This is a genomic window from Pseudomonas sp. B1(2018) (genome assembly GCF_003097365.1).
GTDB lineage: Bacteria > Pseudomonadota > Gammaproteobacteria > Pseudomonadales > Pseudomonadaceae > Aquipseudomonas > Aquipseudomonas laurylsulfatiphila.
Genome location: NZ_PYUK01000005.1, coordinates 266,870 through 283,850, shown reverse-complemented (window position 1 = coordinate 283,850; position 16,981 = coordinate 266,870). Strand labels below are relative to the sequence as shown.

The window sequence follows — 16,981 nt, the reverse complement described above, 5'->3', positions numbered from 1 at the left end:
CTCAGTGTTACGGTTGGCTTGGCAGAACAGTCTGCTTGACCGGGTAGGCAAACGATTCGTCGGCGTTGATGGTCGCAAAAACGGTTTGTACTTCCCCTGGCTTTATCGGCACTGGAACGTTTGGCAAGTAGCTGATATATCGGTCTTGCTTCCAGTTAATCGGGTTCAGCCCCATCAGGTGGGGGAGCAGCGTCGCTCCGTAATTCGCCTTCGACGGAACCGAAAAAATAGTGGTGATGGATGTTTTTATCGGAAAAAAGATTGCACCCGGGTGAGTGCCGCACAGCGGATAGTTTGGAGTGTTACGTAAACATGTTGAAGGTGGCTCCTGGCCAATGACCAGGTTGGTAGGCGGTGAACTCATATCGTTTACAAACACCGAAAATGAAATGCCCTTGCCTGGCAGGTTTTGCAGATTCAATTGAGACATCGTGAAGTTGAGGTTCGACAGAGTAGGTACCTGTTTCAAGATGTCCCCATCGCTGGTTACCGCCGTTACGATGAACGGGCCTGTGGCCGCGGTCCCAACGACAGTCCCGGAGATGGATGTGGCACTTTTTGAAAGGGGGGTAGTGACGCAAACTTCCGGGCCATTCTGGCCAATGCGCCCTCTGTCGACCAAGTCGCGGCACTCTTCGTTGACCGTAGAAACAGTCGCGTCCTGATGGACGCTGCAGCCCGTTAAACCCATTCCCAGCGTTGTGCAAAAAAGTAGAGTTCTGGCCGTATGCATGTCCGATTCCCTTTGGTGTCGACAGAAGGTTGCGGCCAGTATTTCCTCCTATGCTTCGAAGCGTCTACTGTCATAGTTGACAGTAGTGATCAGTTTTTTCGCGTTTAAACAGATCTTTTTTCAATGGACGCCTAACGTTCGGCACCGATGAGAAACGCTCAGTGCAGAGAGTGAGATAGGTCAGTTCATTGATGAAAGGTATACCGATCCTTCCCCGTATGCTTTGCCTCATACAAGGCTTCATCGGCCTTGACCAGCGCCTGGTTCAGCGTGTCGCCGTCGAGCACCCGGGCCAGGCCGATGCTGATGGTCACCGGGTATCGAGTGGCTTGTTCGCGCACCACCTGACACAACTCAGCGGCCAGCGCCTCGGCGTCTTCGCGGCGAGCCCCGGCCAGGTAAACCGCGAACTCCTCGCCACCGAGGCGCGCATATTCGTGACGGGTCATCACCGACTTGATGTCCTGGGCGATGCGCTTGAGGACCTCGTCGCCAATGTCATGGCCATGGACGTCGTTGACCTTCTTGAAATTGTCGATATCGACCATCGCCAGGTAGTGGTCGTTCTCCCGCGGCACTTTGTTCAAATGCTGGTTGGCGCGGGTCATGAACGAGCGGCGATTGGGGATTTCGGTGAGGGTGTCGATGTAGGCCTGGTCCAGCAGCAGCTTGGACATGATGAAGTTGTACAGCTTGGCCTTGCGCAGTGTCAGGAAGCTGTAGATGGTCAGGCCGCAGATAAATGCCGAGTAACTGATGGCCATCACCCCCCTCAGCTCCATGTGTCCGAGATCCGTGTTGTAGAACGGGTTGAGAAACGACCAAGTGACGATTTGCGCGGCAAAGAACGACCAGCGGTTCAGCGGCAATACCGAGGCCGTGAACAGGGTGGTCGAAGCCGCCAGCAACAGCCATCCGGGTTGGTGATCGTCGGGTAGGCCTTCGGTGAGCAGTCGCGTGCCGAATGCCATGGCAAACACAAACAGCAGGTTCAGCGTCTGGAAATGCCGGGCATCGCGGATAAGCCGAAGGACGATGACGAAAGTCGCGAAGGCGCCGATAAACACCAGCGAAAGCCAGGTGAATGGTTGTCCGCCGATGAAACTGAGGATCAGGTCGTAAGCAATCCAGATCGCAATGCTGGCGATGTAGATCAATACGCAAAAGGAGCGTAGCCGATCAAATTCATGCTGGAGGAACTCGGCTTTGAGCTTGGCCGGCGCCGACTTTCTCAGCACTTCGTCTTCAATGGTTTTGTACATCGCCGACCTTGCTGTTGTGCTGGTTGTCGAGAATCACCCGGCCCCACGGTCGGTAGCGCAGGGAGAACACCGACGTCGGGTGACAACCCGGTGATGTGGATTGGGGAGGCATGGGTTCGGCACGAAAGGGTTGCCCGGCGGCGCTGACCTGGCGAAAGGCTTCCCTGACGATGCCAATGGAGCAGGGCAGGGCTTGGGCATAGCCGTTGCGAACCACGACTGGCAAGCGTCCGGTGCCGGCTCCGTCCTGCCACCACACTTGAATCCCTGCGCTGGCCAATTCCCCAAGCCACTGGCCATTCACCTGTGGCGACAGTTTGCCGACGCTGAACACGCTGATGTGCAGCGGTGCGTCGAGCTTGCCGGCGAAATCCTTGAGCTGGCGTTGCAGGATTTGCCGGCGATCAAGCGGCAGAAAGTGCAGGTCATCCAGTTCCATCGGCAGATACCAGCCGCTGACCGGCAGTTTCCAGTCCTCGCGCAGCGTTTGCTGCCGGGCCAGCGACTGCCCCAATTGCGCCTGCCAGTAGGTTTCCAGTCCGGCGCTGTCCAGCTCATCGATGCGTTGGTAATAGGCCGGGTCCATGTGCAGGCCCATCACCAGTTTCAAACCTTGCGTCCGGGCCAGTTTCAGGCTGGAGGCGAGCCAGCCGTTGGCGCCGCCGAAGTCCGAATCGCCATAGGCCGTCCATTGCACGATCACCGTATGCACGCCCTGGTGGGCGGTGTCCTGCCAGATTCGCTGCCATTGCGCCTGGCTCAGGCTGGCATCGGCGTTGAGCGGCTGATAGAAAATCCGTTCGTCGGCATGGGGCGCCGTGGCGCCCAACAACAGGCACAAAGCCAAAAGAAGTCGTTTCATCAGAAATTCAACTCCACGCCCACCAGCACACCGTTGCCGCCGTCATACAGATTGCCGCCCAACGCTTGTTGATACTCGGTGCGCACCGTCAGGTGCGCGCGATAGGCGTTGTAAGTGTCATCGTTGAACCACCATTGCCAACGCAGGCCCAGACCGGTGCGCAGATCCTGGCGCCAGTCGTTGCTCGGGTCCTGGCTGGCGAATTCGAGAAAACCGTACGGCATGATGGTTTGCGCGCCGTTGAACGGCAGCTTCCAGGTGTGACCTTGCTGGAAGCGCGACAGCCATTGATGGTCGCCGGCCTTGGTCCACCACGCCGCGTCGAGGTAGAGGAAGCGCTCCTCCCAATCGCTTTCGTCGACCCGCCAATCGTTGCGGAACCGACCCTGATCAAGGAACGACGCCGTTGACCGCAGCAGATAGTCGGTGGTGGTGTGGCCATCATCGCGGTGATCCTCGGCCTGATCGGATACCTTGTCGGGGACCAGCATTTGGCCGAGACTCAGGCCATGGTTGTCCTGGTCATCGAACTGGCTTTGTTTGTAGATCTCGCCATAGAAGTTGATGTTGGCTGTGCCCCAGGGCTTGTAGCGCAGGCCGACGCCGGTACCCAGGGATTCGGCGTAGCTCGACCGGCCCACGCCGCCAAGCAACACACGGCCATAGACCGACAGCGTGCTGCCGGCGCGGCTGGGTTCATCGCCCAGTGCGTGGTCCCACATGGCCAGTTGCACATTCTGCGAGCTGGAGCGTCGCTGCGTGCCGGTGCTCTGGTCAGGGCGCACGAAGTCGTTGGTCGATATCCCGGCCGGTGACCAGGTACTGGCGATGGTGAATGAGTCGCGACGGGACAGGCTTTCGTGAGCGCGACGCTGGCGATAGCGCCGTGCCTCCATGCTACCTTCCTCGTCATCGGCGGCCACCGGGTTCTGCTCCAGGTCAATCACGCGTTCCAGTTCCTTGCGCGCCGAGGCGCTGTCCTCGACCTCGTCGTAACGCCAGGCCAGGGTTTCGCCGAGGCGATAGTCTTCCGGGAAGTCCTGGGTGGCGCGTTGCAGATACGGGATGGAGCTGGCGCGTTCTGCCTTGGTCTCGGCCCCGGCCAGGCGCACGCCGTAGTCGGCACGATATCGGGGATTGTCCGGCTCACGGCGCACCGCTTCGGCAAGCCATTCGTTACTTTGCTGCAGGTCGCCGGCCTTTTGTGCCGTGACCGAAGCCGCATAGTAATGCTCGGCATCCGGCACCAGTTGCAGGGCGGAACGCTGGCGCTGCAGTGCGAGCGCGTGATCGCCCCGGGCATCGGCAATCGCCGCACCCAACGTCCACTCATTGGCGCCACGGGTGCGGCTTAATTGCCAGTAACGTTCGGCCGTTTGCGTGTCACCGATATTCAGGGCACCACGGCTGGCGGTGAGGCGGGCATTGTCGCTGAGTTCGGCGTCCGCAATGCTGCGCCAGATGGCCAGGGCACCCGCCGAATCTCCAGAGGCTTCCAGGGCGTAGGCGAGTGGCAGGCGGGTGTTCTGGTCACCCATTTTTTCGGCAGTCTGGTAGTACACCACCGCTTCGCCGGGACGCTCGGGCATTGCACAGCGACCGAGGGCGCGGTAGTCGCCTGCGGCTTGCGGGTTATCGCCAATCGCCTGTTGAACCGCGCCGCACTGGCCGTTTTCCGCCAGTTGCGCCAGCAGTTGCCCGCGAGTGGCGGGGTCGACGCGGTTGAGCAACGTAACGATGCGTTGTTGTTGTGCCGTGGTCGGTGTCGATGCGGCATACAACCCCGCCAACCGTTGCAGCAGGGGCGTCGGCAGCTTGCCGCCGTGGCGGTCGAAGGCGCTCTCGAGCAACTGTTGCGCATGTTCCCGCTGGCCGGCTTTGAGCGCCAGGTAGGTTGCCTGATTGAGCGAGTTGAGGTTGCCTGTCTGCTGGTAATGCCGCTCCCAGAATGCCGCCGCTTCGGTATCGTGATCCGATGCCTGGAGCAGTTCAGCGCGACGTTTGACCACGTCGGCGGTCTGCGGCTGGCTGGCGAGGTAGGCCATGACTTTGTCGCTGCGGCCTTCATCCTGCCAGGCGGCGAGCAGCTGTTCGCGGCGTTGCGTGTCCCAGGGTTCCGGCAGGCGGGTCGTTTGCAGCAGGTCGGTGGCTTGCAGGCGCTGGGCGAGGACCAGCCAGGCTTGCGGATTGTCTTCGGGCTGGCAAGCTTTCAATTGGGTCAGCGCCGCTTGCAGATCACGACGCGACAGCCAGTCGGCGGTCTCCAGGCACGGCCGCTGCAACTCACCACTCAAGCGTTGTACCGTTGCGCTGTCACCGGTTTGCCGCGCCAGTTCCCACAGGCGCTGGCGTTGCGCCGGATCGGCCAGATCGGCGGGCGGCAGCGTTTGCATCCAGCGTTGCGCCTGCTGGACGTGACCCATGGCAATCGCCCGGTCGACCATGGCCAGTCGAGTCTTGCGCGCAGCTTCCGGGCTTGGCGCCGTTTGCAGCAATTGCTGCAAGGGTTGCTCGTCAAGGCGTTGCACGTAGGCGTTGGCCAGGCGTTGCCAGCTTTGGGCATCGAGTTGCTGGTTCGCGGCCAGGGGCGCGAGTTCCTTGATGGTGCCATCCCAATCGCGTAATTGCTCGGACCAGTTGGCCCGGGCCTGTTGCAGCGCGCGCTCGTCCCCCTTGGGTGGCAACTGGGCCAGCCAGTCATGGGCCGAGGCGGCGCCACCGCGCTTGGCCAGGCTCGCGCTGTAGGCCTGCCACAGGCGCACACGATGCTCCGGATTGCTGGAGGCTATCCATTGCTCCACCTGTTTTCTGTCCGGCGGATCCTGTTCGATCCAGGCCAGTCGCAGGTTGAGCAGGGTGTCGCTATTGGCAGGGGTATCCTGCAGCGCTTGCACGGCGTCCTCGTAGCGTTGCTGCTTGACCAGCGATTGCACCAGCAGCGCCCGTGCCTCATCGTTTCCCGGCACTTTGCTCAGCAGATGGCGCATCAGCCGTTCGACTTCCTTCCAGTTGCCGGCTTTCGCTTCGCGGTAACTGCGGTCCATATAGGGGTAACTGCGGAACTGATCGAAATCGGTCATGGGTTCGGCTTGCACCCACGCTGTCGTGTTCAGGCAGAGCAACAGGCTACCGGCCATCAAGGTCTGACGATGGACAGGCTTCATGCAGCCTCCCGGGCAATGCAGTAGGCAGCGTGCTGCTCGCTCGCCTGATCGACCAAGGCCTGTTCGAGGATTTCCTGTGTGATCATGCCGCGTTCAATCAAGTGTTCACCTAAAGACATTTTTTCCGCATCGAAATCGATCAGCGCCTGATTGAACAGGGTGGGCGGCACCATGCCGCGTACTTGCAACAGGTTGCCCAGCAACACCTGGTGATGGCTGACGCGCTCGATCAGGTCTTCGTCGTCCTGATTTCTCTCAAGCACCTCAAGCATCTGATGAACTTCCTCGCTTTGACGAGGGCTGGCGTACCAGTAGCGGATCCCCAGCGTCACCCGGCCTTGTGGTGCAAGGCGGCAACGCACCGGGCGTTTCAGTTGACGGCTGATGGCTCCCAGGGATACCTGGCTCACCGGACCTTCGGACGCCAGCACCAGGGTGTCGCCTTCCTCGGCGACCGGCAGCACGCCATAGTGCGTGGCGATCTTGCGAGGCACCGCAGCGATCAGGCGCTTGTCGAGTTTGAACGGGTTGAGTGGCGCCCATTCCAGGTCCAGTTGCTCGGCCAGGGCCTGCACCAGTTGCGTGGTGTCGATGTGCCCGCGCAGCAGCAGTTCCCGACCCAGGCGTCGACGCACCGGGTTGGTGACCGCAGCTTCCAGTTGATCCTCGGTCAGCAGGCCTTTTTCCACCAGGCGATGGCCCAGCGGGGTGCGCTGGGCTTCGGCCAGGGCCGGAAACTCATGAGTGGTCTTGTCCCAGGCGACGCGACGCGAATCGCCCATTTCCATCACCTGGCGCAACGCCCGAAGGTTGGCAAAGAAGTTGACGAAATTGCTCCACACCATCCGGGGGGCCGACAGCAGCCCTTCGCCCAGCCCGTAAAAACGGGTGACAAACCAGCCACGCTGGAATAGCCGATTGAGCAGCATGAGGCCATTGAGCCACAGCAGGCTCGCCAGCAAGGCGCTGTCAGAGAGGATTGACGGGAACCGCCAGGCATCCGGCGCGATCACGGTGACCAGCCACATCGCCAGCAACACCACCAGCAGTATGTTCACCAGGAAGCTCAACAGGTACGCAATCAGGCCACGACGGTCGCGCCACAGAAAATAGTTGAGCAGGCCTTTGCGGCTCCAGCCCAGATTCTTGGTGCCCTGGAACACAATGCCAACGATCCAGCGCGACTTCTGCCGGATCGCGTATTGCAAGTCCCGGGGAAAGTGCTCGCGCACGCAGATTACCTGGGAAAACGCGCGATCCATGCCGAACACCCAGGGTTGTTCCAGTGCCAGTTTCGGGTCGGTCACCGAATAGCGGGCAAAGATGCACTTCATGCCTTTTTGCTTGAGGCGAAAACCAATGTCGTAGTCTTCGGTCAGACTCTGCACGTCGAAGGCGATACCGTCACCGTCCTCGAGCAGGGCACTGATGGCCTTACGGCTGAAACAGGTGCCGACCCCCGCGCTGGGCACTTGCCCGGTCAGCGCTTCACGCACGATGACGTCCTTGCCATGGTTCTCGGCGAACTCGTCGACGTAGTGCCCGGCAGTGAAACCATTCCACTCCGGCGCGTAGGGATAGACCGGAATCTGGATCAGGTCCTTGGCCGGCAGCAGGTAGTTGAACAGGCGCAACTCCATGGGTGAAATCACGTCCTCGGCATCGTGCAGGATGAAACCGGCGAACTGGATCTTTGCATCGTTTTCAAAACGCAGGATGGCGTCGATCACGTTATTCAGGCAGTCGGCCTTGCTGGTCGGGCCGGGGCGTGCGCACACCACTTTGTGCACGTTGGGGTAATGCCGGCACACCGCATCGACGTCGGCCTGGGTCTCGGCGTCGTTGGGGTAGGTGCCGACGAAAATCTGATAGTTCTCGTAGTCGATGGTCGAGGCGGCCAGGCGCGCCATTTCACCGACCACACCGACTTCGTTCCACGCCGGTACCATGATCGCCAGGGGCTTTTCGCCGATGCTGTACAGCCGTTCTTCATCGGCGCGCCTGAATTTTTCATAGATCCGCCAGCGTCGGATCAGTTTGCGGGTCCAGTACACCAGGTCGATGAACAGGTCATCGAGCCCGAGTATGAACATCAGCAAGGCCAGGGTAATGGCGAGGTATTTGAGTCCGAACAACGCATAGGCAAAGAAGTCGACAAACGCCAGGCTCATACGGCTTTACCCGCCACCGCACGGTGTTTCAGCCAAATGCCAAGGCGATTGGCGATGCGTTCGCTGGCGTGTCCGTCGCCATAAGGACTATGGACTCGGCTCATGCGCTGGAACGTGGCGTCATCATCGAACAACAGGCTTGATTCCCTGACGATACGGTCGGTATCGGTGCCCACCAGCACCACTGTTCCGCCTTCAAGCGCCAATGGCCTTTCCGTGACTTCGCGCAGTACCAGCAGCGGTTTGCCAATGGCGGGGGCTTCCTCCTGGATGCCACCGGAATCGGTGAGAATGAAATACGCGCGGTCCATCAGCCAGACGAAATGCTGGTAATCCTGCGGCGCCACCAGATAGATATTGGGTTTGTCCGAGAGAACGCTGTAGACCGCTTTCTGCACCTGTGGATTGAGGTGCACCGGATAGACGAATTGCACATCGGGATAACGTTCGGCGAGGGTGGCCAGGGCCAGGCAGATGTTGCGAAAGCCGCCGCCGAAGTTTTCCCGGCGGTGCCCGGTGATAAGCACCATTCGCCTGGTGTCGTCGAGCACGGCCAGTGGCGAGTCGGCGGCCGGGTGCCAGTGGACTTGCTGTTGGTGATTGCGCATCCATACCAGCGCATCGATCACCGTATTGCCGGTGACCTCGATGTTGGCCTTGGGCACGCCTTCGCGCATCAGGTTGTCTGCGTTATTGGTGGTCGGCGCGAAATGCAGATCGGCGATGACACCGGTCAGATGGCGGTTCGCTTCCTCCGGCCAAGGGGCGCGCAAGTTGCCGGTACGCAAGCCTGCCTCGACGTGACCGATGGGTATCTGGCGATTGAAGGCGGCGAGGGCGGCAATGAAACTGGTGGTCGTATCGCCGTGCACCAGTACGATATCCGGCTGCACTCGCTCGTAGGCTCGGTCGAGATGCCCCAGCAGTTGTTCGGAGAGTCCGTTGAGGGTCTGGCCCTGGGTCATTACCTGCAAGTCTTCGTCGACCGCCAATTCGAACGAGTCGAGCACTTGCTTGAGCATTTCCCGGTGTTGGCCGGTGGAGCAGATGTTCAGTTCGATTCCGGGCCAGTTACGCAGGACCCGCGCCAGTGGAGCCATCTTGATGGCCTCCGGACGCGTACCGAATACCATCATGACCTTAAAAGACATTAACCCTCCTGGAGCATCGAAGGCTGGCGCGCAGGGTCGCCAGCAGCAGTTCATTCCATCTTGAACCTGAATAAAAGCAGTCGAATCCGGCGTTGTCCAATCCAGTTCCGGGCTGCCCGGGTGACGATCACCAGCGCGGTGGTGATCGTCGGTAAAGGCAATAGGATGGCCATTTGCCAAAAAAATTCCCTAACAGATGGCACATTGGGGGCTGGAGGTGAATCCTTCAAGCAAAAGCAGTCGGCTAATGGGGCAATTGCCGCGACTGTGCACATGATTGGGGCCCAGGTACCCGTGCCTTGTAGCCAACGGTAGCGCTCCCTATCGAGGCGATGGGTAACGTCTTTACCGCGACGAATTGCCATCTTGTTGATTGCGCTCATTTTTCAAATGCACTGGGAAACGCTCCACTTCCTGTGGCACACTTTCTGCTGTCTATTCCGTTGTTACATACCAAGTTCCGGTATAGCGGAATACACATCACCCTGGAGTGCTTGCCATGCATCGCCGACCATCCTTGTTCAAAGCGTGTGTTTTTCTTTTCGCAGCTTCAGCCGCTGCCATGGGCGTGGCCCAGGCGGCGGACAGCAAGCTCGATAGCGTTCTGGCCCGCGGCAAACTGATTGTGGGCACCGGCAGCACGAATGCGCCGTGGCACTTCCAGGGCGCGGATGGCAAGTTGCAGGGGTTCGATATCGATATCGGGCACATGATCGCCAAGGGGTTGTTCAACGACCCGACCAAGGTTGAATACGTGGTGCAGTCGTCCGATGCGCGGATTCCGAACCTGCTCACCGACAAGGTCGACATCAGTTGCCAGTTCATCACCGTGACCGCCAGCCGCGCCCAGCAAGTGGCGTTCACGCTGCCGTATTACCGCGAAGGTGTCGGCCTGCTGTTGCCGGCGAACAGCAAGTACAAGGAGATCGACGACATGCAGGCCGCCGGTGACAGCGTCACCGTGGCGGTGCTGCAAAACGTCTACGCCGAGGAGCTGGTGCACCAGGCGTTGCCCAAGGCCAAGGTCGATCAGTACGACAGCGTGGACCTGATGTACCAGGCCGTGAACTCCGGCCGGGCCGACGCGGCGGCCACCGACCAGTCTTCGGTGAAGTACCTGATGGTGCAGAACCCTGGCCGTTATCGCAGCCCGGCCTACGCCTGGAGCCCACAGACCTATGCATGCGCGGTCAAGCGCGGCGATCAGGACTGGCTGAATTTCGTCAACACCACCCTGCATGAAGCCATGACCGGTGTTGAATTCCCGACTTACGCGGCGTCGTTCAAGCAGTGGTTCGGTGTCGACCTGCCTTCGCCAAAGATTGGTTTCCCCGTCGAATTTCAATGATCCCGTGAGAGCGGGGCGGTGATGAATCGCCCCGTTCAGGTACTGCTGACCATGAACTATCAGTTGAACTTTGCCGCCGTCTGGCGCGACTTCGACACCTTGCTGGCGGGGCTCGGCCTGGGCCTTGAACTGGCGCTGGTGTCAATCGCCATCGGCTGCGTGATCGGCCTGATGATGGCGTTTGCCTTGCTGTCCAGGCACCGCGCATTGCGGGTCATGGCGTCGGTGTATGTCACGGTGATTCGTAACACGCCGATCCTGGTGTTGATTCTGTTGATCTACTTTGCGCTACCAGGCCTGGGCATCCGCCTGGACAAGATTCCTTCGTTCATCATCACCCTGTCGCTGTATGCCGGGGCCTACCTGACCGAAGTGTTCCGCGGCGGTTTGCTGAGCATTCCCAAGGGCCAGCGCGAAGCCGGGTTGGCCATCGGGCTGGGCGAGTGGCAGGTCAAGGCCTATGTCACCGTGCCGGTGATGCTGCGCAATGTGTTGCCGGCGCTGTCGAACAACTTCATTTCGCTGTTCAAGGACACCTCGCTGGCGGCCGCGATTGCCGTACCGGAGCTGACCTATTACGCGCGCAAGATCAATGTCGAGAGCTACCGGGTGATTGAAACCTGGCTGGTGACCACGGCGCTCTATGTGGCGGCCTGTTACCTGATTGCCATGATGCTGCGTTACCTCGAACAGCGTCTGGCGATTCGCCGATAGGAGCTCCCCATGTACGAATCCCCGAGTTGGTTGCATGAGTTGTGGGTGGCGCGGGAAGTGCTGTGGCAAGGCTTTCTGACCAGTGTCCAGGTGTCGGTGCTGGCGATTCTGCTCGGCACGCTGGTGGGGGTGGTCACCGGGCTGGTGCTGACCTACGGCAAATTCTGGATGCGCGCACCGTTTCGTTTTTATGTCGATGTGATTCGCGGCACACCTGTGTTCGTGCTGGTGCTGGCGTGCTTTTACATGGCACCGGCGCTGGGCTGGCAGATCGGCGCGTTCCAGGCCGGTGCACTGGGTTTGACCCTGTTCTGCGGCTCCCACGTCGCCGAGATCGTGCGCGGAGCCTTGCAGGCATTGCCGCGTGGGCAGATGGAGGCGAGCAAGGCCATCGGCCTGACGTTCTACCAGGCGCTCGGTTATGTGCTGTTGCCCCAGGCGTTGCGGCAGATCCTGCCGACCTGGGTCAACTCGTCGACCGAGATCGTCAAGGCCTCGACCCTGTTGTCGGTGATCGGCGTGGCGGAATTGCTGCTCAGTACCCAGCAGATCATCGCCCGGACCTTCATGACCCTGGAGTTTTACCTGTTCGCCGGTTTCCTGTTCTTCGTCATCAACTACGGCATCGAGTTACTCGGCCGGCACATTGAAAAGCGGGTGGCTTTGCCATGACTCAGACTCAGACCAATATTCAAAACGGCCAACCCCTGCTGGACATTCGCGGCCTGCACAAGCGTTACGACCAGCTCGAAGTGCTCAAGGGCGTCGACCTGAGCATGCAGCGCGGCAACGTGGTGACCTTGATCGGTTCCAGTGGCTCGGGCAAGACCACATTGCTGCGTTGCGTGAACATGCTCGAAGAGTTCCAGGGCGGGCAGATCCTGCTCGATGGCGAGTCCATCGGCTATGACGAGGTTAACGGCAAGCGCGTGCGTCACCCGGAAAAAGTCATCGCCCGGCATCGCGCCATGACCGGCATGGCGTTTCAGCAGTTCAACCTGTTCCCGCACCTGACCGCGTTGCAGAACGTCACCCTGGGCCTGCTCAAGGTGAAGAAACTGCACAAGGACGAGGCCGTGGCCCTGGCCGAGAAATGGCTGGAGCGCGTTGGCCTGCTGGAACGACGCGACCACTTCCCCGGTCAGTTGTCCGGTGGCCAGCAGCAGCGCGTGGCGATTGCCCGGGCGATTGCGATGAACCCGAGCCTGATGCTGTTCGACGAAGTGACCTCGGCACTGGACCCGGAGCTGGTCGGCGAAGTGCTGAGCGTGATCAAGGGCCTGGCCGAAGACGGCATGACCATGCTGTTGGTGACCCACGAAATGCGCTTTGCCTTCGAGGTCTCGGACAAGATCGTCTTCATGAATCAGGGGCGCATCGAAGAGCAGGGGCCGCCCAAGGACCTGTTCGAGCGCCCGCAATCGCCACGACTGGCGGAATTTCTCAAAAGCACCCGTTTTTGATCCTTCAATTTTCAATCAGGAGAAACACTCATGAGCATTACTCGTTACGGCACCGGCAGTACCGCCGCTGGCGGTCAGCCTCGCCCTTTCGCCCGCGCCGTTGAAGCCGATGGCTGGCTGCACGTTTCCGGGCAGGTGCCGGCGGTGGATGGCGAGATCATTACTGGCGGCATTGTCGAACAGACCCACCAGACCATGAAGAACCTGATCGCGATTCTCGAAGAGGCCGGTTTCGGCCTGGAAGACGTGGTGCGTGCTGGCGTGTGGCTGGAGGATCCGCGGGATTTCACCAGTTTCAACAAGGTGTTCGCCGAGTACTTCAAACCCGAGCACGCCCCGGCACGGGCCTGCGTGCAGGCGAACATGATGGTCGACTGCAAGGTCGAGATCGACTGCATCGCGTACAAGAAAAAGGCCTGATTCACACCGGCCCTTGTAGGAGCTGCCGAAGGCTGCGATCTTTTGCCGTTTTTTGCACGGGCCCAAAGGCAAGATCAAAAGATCGCAGCCTGCGGCAGCTCCTACAGGGCATCAATGAGTGAGCATACTGACATGACCGAAGACACCATCAAGCGCCGGGCACGCGGTCTGGACCGGGCGTTCGATATCCTCGATTTCCTCAAGGAGATCGGCCAGCCCCTGCGCCCGAACGACATCGCCAACGGCATCGGCAGCCCCAAATCCACGGTCTACGAACTGGTGGCCTCGCTGCTGGAACGACGGATCCTGGAGCCGGTGGGCAAGGACGGTCATGTCTACCTCGGTCGTCAGCTGTACTTTCTCGGCCAGGCCCACCTGCGCCATTTCGACCTGACCCGCGAGGCCGATCACGCCTTGCAGGACATCGTCAGCCAGACCCATGAAACCGCGCAGATGTGCCTGCTCAACGGGCGCAAGTACACGGTGGCGCTGATGAAGGAAGGCGAGCGGCATTTTCGCATTTCCTCGGACATCGGCGAAAACGCGCCCATCCCCTGGACCGCTTCCGGGCGCCTGTTGCTGGCGCACCTGAGCGACCAGGAGATCGTCGACCTGATCGACCACGACGACTTCATCCTGCCCGATGGCGAACGCTTGGAGCTTGCGCAGTTCCTCAAGGAAATCCGTCAGGCCGGTATCGATGGGTTCTTTTCCTTCGATAGTGTCGCCGACACCTTTACCCATTGCTTCGCCGCGCCGGTCAAAAACCCCGATGGCGTGGCCATCGCGACCCTGTGCATCGTCGCCCCGCGGGCCGATGCGAAGAAAAACTACAACGACTACCGCCGGGTGCTGATCGCAAGCGCCAACAGCCTGGCCCGTCGCATCAACGAATAACAGCGGCTGCCTGCAGCCGCGTGAACGAGGAGTTCGACCATGTCTTCTGCCCCCCATACTGCCAACGTGGATAAAGGCGCGGCGCCCATCGGTGCCAGCCTGGTGCGTGATGTCAGCCTGCCCGCGCTGGTACTGCACCGCGAGGCGCTGGAGCACAACATCCGCTGGATGCAGGCGTTCGTCAGCGACAGCGGCGCGGAACTGGCGCCCCATGGCAAGACCAGCATGACCCCGGCGTTGTTCCGTCGCCAACTGGACGCCGGTGCCTGGGGCATCACCCTGGCCAGCGCCACGCAAACCCGCGCCGCCTATGCCCATGGCGTGCGCCGTGTCCTGATGGCCAACCAGTTGGTCGGCACGCCGAACATGGCATTGATCGCCGACCTGCTGGCCGACCCGACGTTCGACTTCTATTGCATGGTCGATCACCCGGACAACGTCGCCGACCTCGGTGCCTATTTCGCCTCCCGTGGCGTGCGCCTGAACGTGATGATCGAATACGGCGTGGTCGGTGGGCGTTGCGGTTGCCGCAGCGAACAGGAAGTGCTCGACCTGGCCAAGGCCATCGCCGCGCAACCGGCACTGGCCCTGACCGGGATCGAAGGCTACGAAGGGGTGATCCATGGCGATCACGCCGTGACCGGCATCCGTGATTTCGCCGCGTCACTGGTGCGTCTGGCGGTGCAGTTGCAGGACAGCGGCGCCTTCGCCATTGCCAAGCCGATCATCACCGCATCGGGTTCGGCCTGGTATGACCTGATTGCCGAGTCCTTCGAAGCACAGAACGCCGCCGGACGCTTCCTCAGCGTGCTGCGTCCCGGCAGTTACGTGGCGCACGACCATGGCATCTACAAGGAAGCGCAGTGCTGCGTGCTCGACCGTCGCAGTGACCTGCACGAAGGCCTGCGCCCGGCGCTGGAAGTGTGGGCGCACGTGCAGTCGTTGCCGGAGCCGGGGTTTGCGGTGATTGCCCTGGGCAAGCGCGACGTCGCCTACGACGCCGGTTTGCCGGTGCCGTTGCGGCGCTACAAGGCGGGCGTGGTGCCGGCCAGCGGCGATGACGTGAGTGCCTGCAAAGTCACCGCGGTCATGGACCAGCATGCGTTCATGACCGTGGCGCCGGGGGTTGATCTGCGGGTGGGCGACATTATTTCGTTCGGCACTTCGCACCCGTGCCTGACGTTCGACAAGTGGCGTGTCGGCTGTCTGGTCGATGAGCAACTGAACGTCATCGAGACCATGGAAACCTGTTTCTAAGGCTGAGGACCGAGGTGCTGCCATCGCGAGCAAGCTCGCTCCCACATTGGATCTGTGGCATTCACAAAATCCCTGTGGGAGCGAGCTTGCTCGCGATGAGGCCCTGCCAGACAACACCGAAACATCTGAGATCCCACAACATGAACACCATCAACACCCTCGGCCCCAACACCCCGCGCATCGCCCTGATCGGCGAATGCATGATCGAGTTGCAGCATCGCGCCGACGGCAGCCTGCAGCAGAGTTTCGGCGGCGACACCTTGAACACGGCGGTGTACCTGTCCCGGGAACTGGGAGAGGACGGCTCCGTGGACTACGTCACCGCCCTGGGCGATGACAGTTTCAGCGACGCGATGTGCCAGAGTTGGGCGGCGGAGAACATCGGCCTTGAGATGGTCCAGCGCCTGCCCGGACGCCTGCCGGGTTTGTATTGCATCCAGACTGACGCCGCCGGTGAGCGACGCTTTCTGTACTGGCGCAATGAAGCGGCGGTACGCGACTGTTTCACCACCCCGGCCGCCGCACCGATCCTCGCGGCGCTGCCGGATTACGATGTGCTGTATTTCAGTGGCATCACCCTCGCGGTACTCGGCGTGCAAGGTCGGGAAAAACTCCTGGACACCCTGATCGAAGCCCGCCAGCGCGATGCGCGGATCGTGTTTGACAACAACTACCGGCCACGGCTCTGGGCATCGGTCGAGGACGCCCGGGGGGCGTATCGCAGCGTGCTGCCGCAAGTCGACCTGGCGTTGCTGACGGTGGATGACGAACAGGCGTTGTTTGGTTATGCCGATGATGACGCGGTGTTTGCCGCGTATGAGCAGATGGGTACGCCGGAAGTGGTGCTCAAGCGCGGCGCGCAAGCGTGCCTGATTCGTTGTGATGGCGAGTCATTCGAGGTGCCGGCGCAGAAGGTCGAGCGGGTGGTGGACACCACGGCGGCGGGGGATTCGTTCAGTGCCGCGTACCTGGCCAGTCGGCTCAAGGGCGGCAGCCCGGTCGAAGCGGCGCAAGCGGGACACCGGTTGGCGAGCCAGGTGATTCAGGTGCCCGGGGCTCTGATCCCCCGCACCTGAACAAAACCCTGTAGGAGCTGCCGAAGGCTGCGATCTTTTGATCTTGTTTTTTAGAGATCAAGATCAAAAGATCGCAGCCTTCGGCAGCTCCTACAGGTCATCAATTGGCAATGACGTTGTGGTCAATCCCGGTAAAACACCTGCACCAGGTGATAGCCGAACTTGCTCTTGATCGGGCCATGCACCACCCGCAGCGGTTTCTTGAAGATCACCGCATCGATCACGCCGACCATTTGCCCCGGCCGCACTTCGCCGAGGTCGCCGCCGCGCTTGCCCGACGGACAGGTCGAATACTTCTTGGCCAGCACATCGAACGCTTCACCCTTGGCGATGCGTTGTTTGAGCTGCTCGGCTTCTTCCGAGGTTTTCACCAGGATATGGCGGGCTTGAGCTTTCATGGGGCGGTTACCTTGCAACGATTCTGGCTATGTGGGTGGCAGCGGGGGGCGCGATTATGCCTCAA

General features: G+C 60.8%; 15 protein-coding genes. 8 read left to right on the top strand and 7 right to left on the bottom strand.

Annotation, left to right across the window (positions count from 1 at the left end; genetic code table 11):
• Window positions 1-7: 7 nt before the first annotated feature.
• The 6 genes from C9422_RS10480 to wecB form a co-directional block, all read right to left on the bottom strand.
• Window positions 8-733, bottom strand: a complete 726-nt coding sequence (locus C9422_RS10480) for a hypothetical protein (RefSeq protein WP_116580610.1) — start codon at window positions 731-733, stop codon at window positions 8-10.
• Window positions 734-918: 185 nt separating this feature from the next.
• Entirely contained in the window at window positions 919-1,995 is a 1,077-nt protein-coding gene (locus C9422_RS10475) for a diguanylate cyclase (RefSeq protein ID WP_116580609.1), read from the bottom strand.
• Window positions 1,979-2,857: a DUF4434 family protein gene (locus tag C9422_RS10470; RefSeq protein ID WP_116580608.1), complete on the bottom strand. Its 879-nt coding sequence runs from the start codon at window positions 2,855-2,857 to the stop codon at window positions 1,979-1,981. The genes C9422_RS10475 and C9422_RS10470 overlap by 17 nt, the downstream gene beginning before the upstream one ends.
• On the bottom strand, window positions 2,857-6,021 hold the full coding sequence (locus tag C9422_RS10465; protein ID WP_116580607.1) for a tetratricopeptide repeat protein: 3,165 nt from the start codon (window positions 6,019-6,021) through the stop codon (window positions 2,857-2,859). The genes C9422_RS10470 and C9422_RS10465 overlap by 1 nt, the downstream gene beginning before the upstream one ends.
• Window positions 6,018-8,192 (bottom strand): cyclic di-3',5'-guanylate-activated glycosyltransferase NrfB, encoded by a 2,175-nt coding sequence (gene nrfB, locus C9422_RS10460; protein WP_116580606.1) that lies wholly within the window; start codon window positions 8,190-8,192, stop codon window positions 6,018-6,020. Before nrfB ends, C9422_RS10465 begins: the two co-directional genes overlap by 4 nt.
• A complete protein-coding gene (wecB, locus tag C9422_RS10455; RefSeq protein WP_116580605.1) occupies window positions 8,189-9,343 on the bottom strand; it encodes a non-hydrolyzing UDP-N-acetylglucosamine 2-epimerase in 1,155 nt (384 codons plus the stop codon). The genes nrfB and wecB overlap by 4 nt, the downstream gene beginning before the upstream one ends.
• Before the next feature lie 499 nt (window positions 9,344-9,842).
• Between wecB and C9422_RS10445 the strand changes: the two genes are divergently transcribed.
• The 8 genes from C9422_RS10445 to C9422_RS10410 all read left to right on the top strand — a co-directional run bounded on the left by C9422_RS10445 (window position 9,843) and on the right by C9422_RS10410 (window position 16,518).
• Window positions 9,843-10,691: a transporter substrate-binding domain-containing protein gene (locus C9422_RS10445; protein WP_116580603.1), complete on the top strand. Its 849-nt coding sequence runs from the start codon at window positions 9,843-9,845 to the stop codon at window positions 10,689-10,691.
• A gap of 51 nt (window positions 10,692-10,742) precedes the next feature.
• Entirely contained in the window at window positions 10,743-11,405 is a 663-nt protein-coding gene (locus C9422_RS10440) for an amino acid ABC transporter permease (protein ID WP_116580687.1), read from the top strand.
• A gap of 9 nt (window positions 11,406-11,414) precedes the next feature.
• Window positions 11,415-12,077, top strand: coding sequence for an amino acid ABC transporter permease (locus tag C9422_RS10435; RefSeq protein WP_104448356.1), 663 nt, complete (start codon window positions 11,415-11,417; stop codon window positions 12,075-12,077).
• A complete protein-coding gene (locus tag C9422_RS10430) occupies window positions 12,074-12,868 on the top strand; it encodes an amino acid ABC transporter ATP-binding protein (RefSeq protein WP_116580602.1) in 795 nt (264 codons plus the stop codon). Before C9422_RS10435 ends, C9422_RS10430 begins: the two co-directional genes overlap by 4 nt.
• Window positions 12,869-12,898: 30 nt before the next feature.
• Window positions 12,899-13,288: a RidA family protein gene (locus tag C9422_RS10425; protein ID WP_116580601.1), complete on the top strand. Its 390-nt coding sequence runs from the start codon at window positions 12,899-12,901 to the stop codon at window positions 13,286-13,288.
• A 132-nt stretch (window positions 13,289-13,420) separates the two neighbouring features.
• Window positions 13,421-14,185 carry an IclR family transcriptional regulator gene (locus C9422_RS10420; protein ID WP_102702095.1) on the top strand — a complete coding sequence of 255 codons (765 nt, stop codon included), beginning with the start codon at window positions 13,421-13,423 and terminating at the stop codon, window positions 14,183-14,185.
• A gap of 39 nt (window positions 14,186-14,224) precedes the next feature.
• Window positions 14,225-15,442, top strand: coding sequence for an amino acid deaminase (locus C9422_RS10415; protein WP_104448353.1), 1,218 nt, complete (start codon window positions 14,225-14,227; stop codon window positions 15,440-15,442).
• Between the two features lie 140 nt (window positions 15,443-15,582).
• Window positions 15,583-16,518 carry a sugar kinase gene (locus C9422_RS10410; RefSeq protein WP_116580600.1) on the top strand — a complete coding sequence of 312 codons (936 nt, stop codon included), beginning with the start codon at window positions 15,583-15,585 and terminating at the stop codon, window positions 16,516-16,518.
• 122 nt (window positions 16,519-16,640) lie between these two features.
• On the opposite strand, the gene C9422_RS10405 is transcribed toward C9422_RS10410, so the two are convergent.
• Window positions 16,641-16,916 carry a peptidylprolyl isomerase gene (locus C9422_RS10405; protein ID WP_007898282.1) on the bottom strand — a complete coding sequence of 92 codons (276 nt, stop codon included), beginning with the start codon at window positions 16,914-16,916 and terminating at the stop codon, window positions 16,641-16,643.
• Window positions 16,917-16,981: the final 65 nt, after the last annotated feature.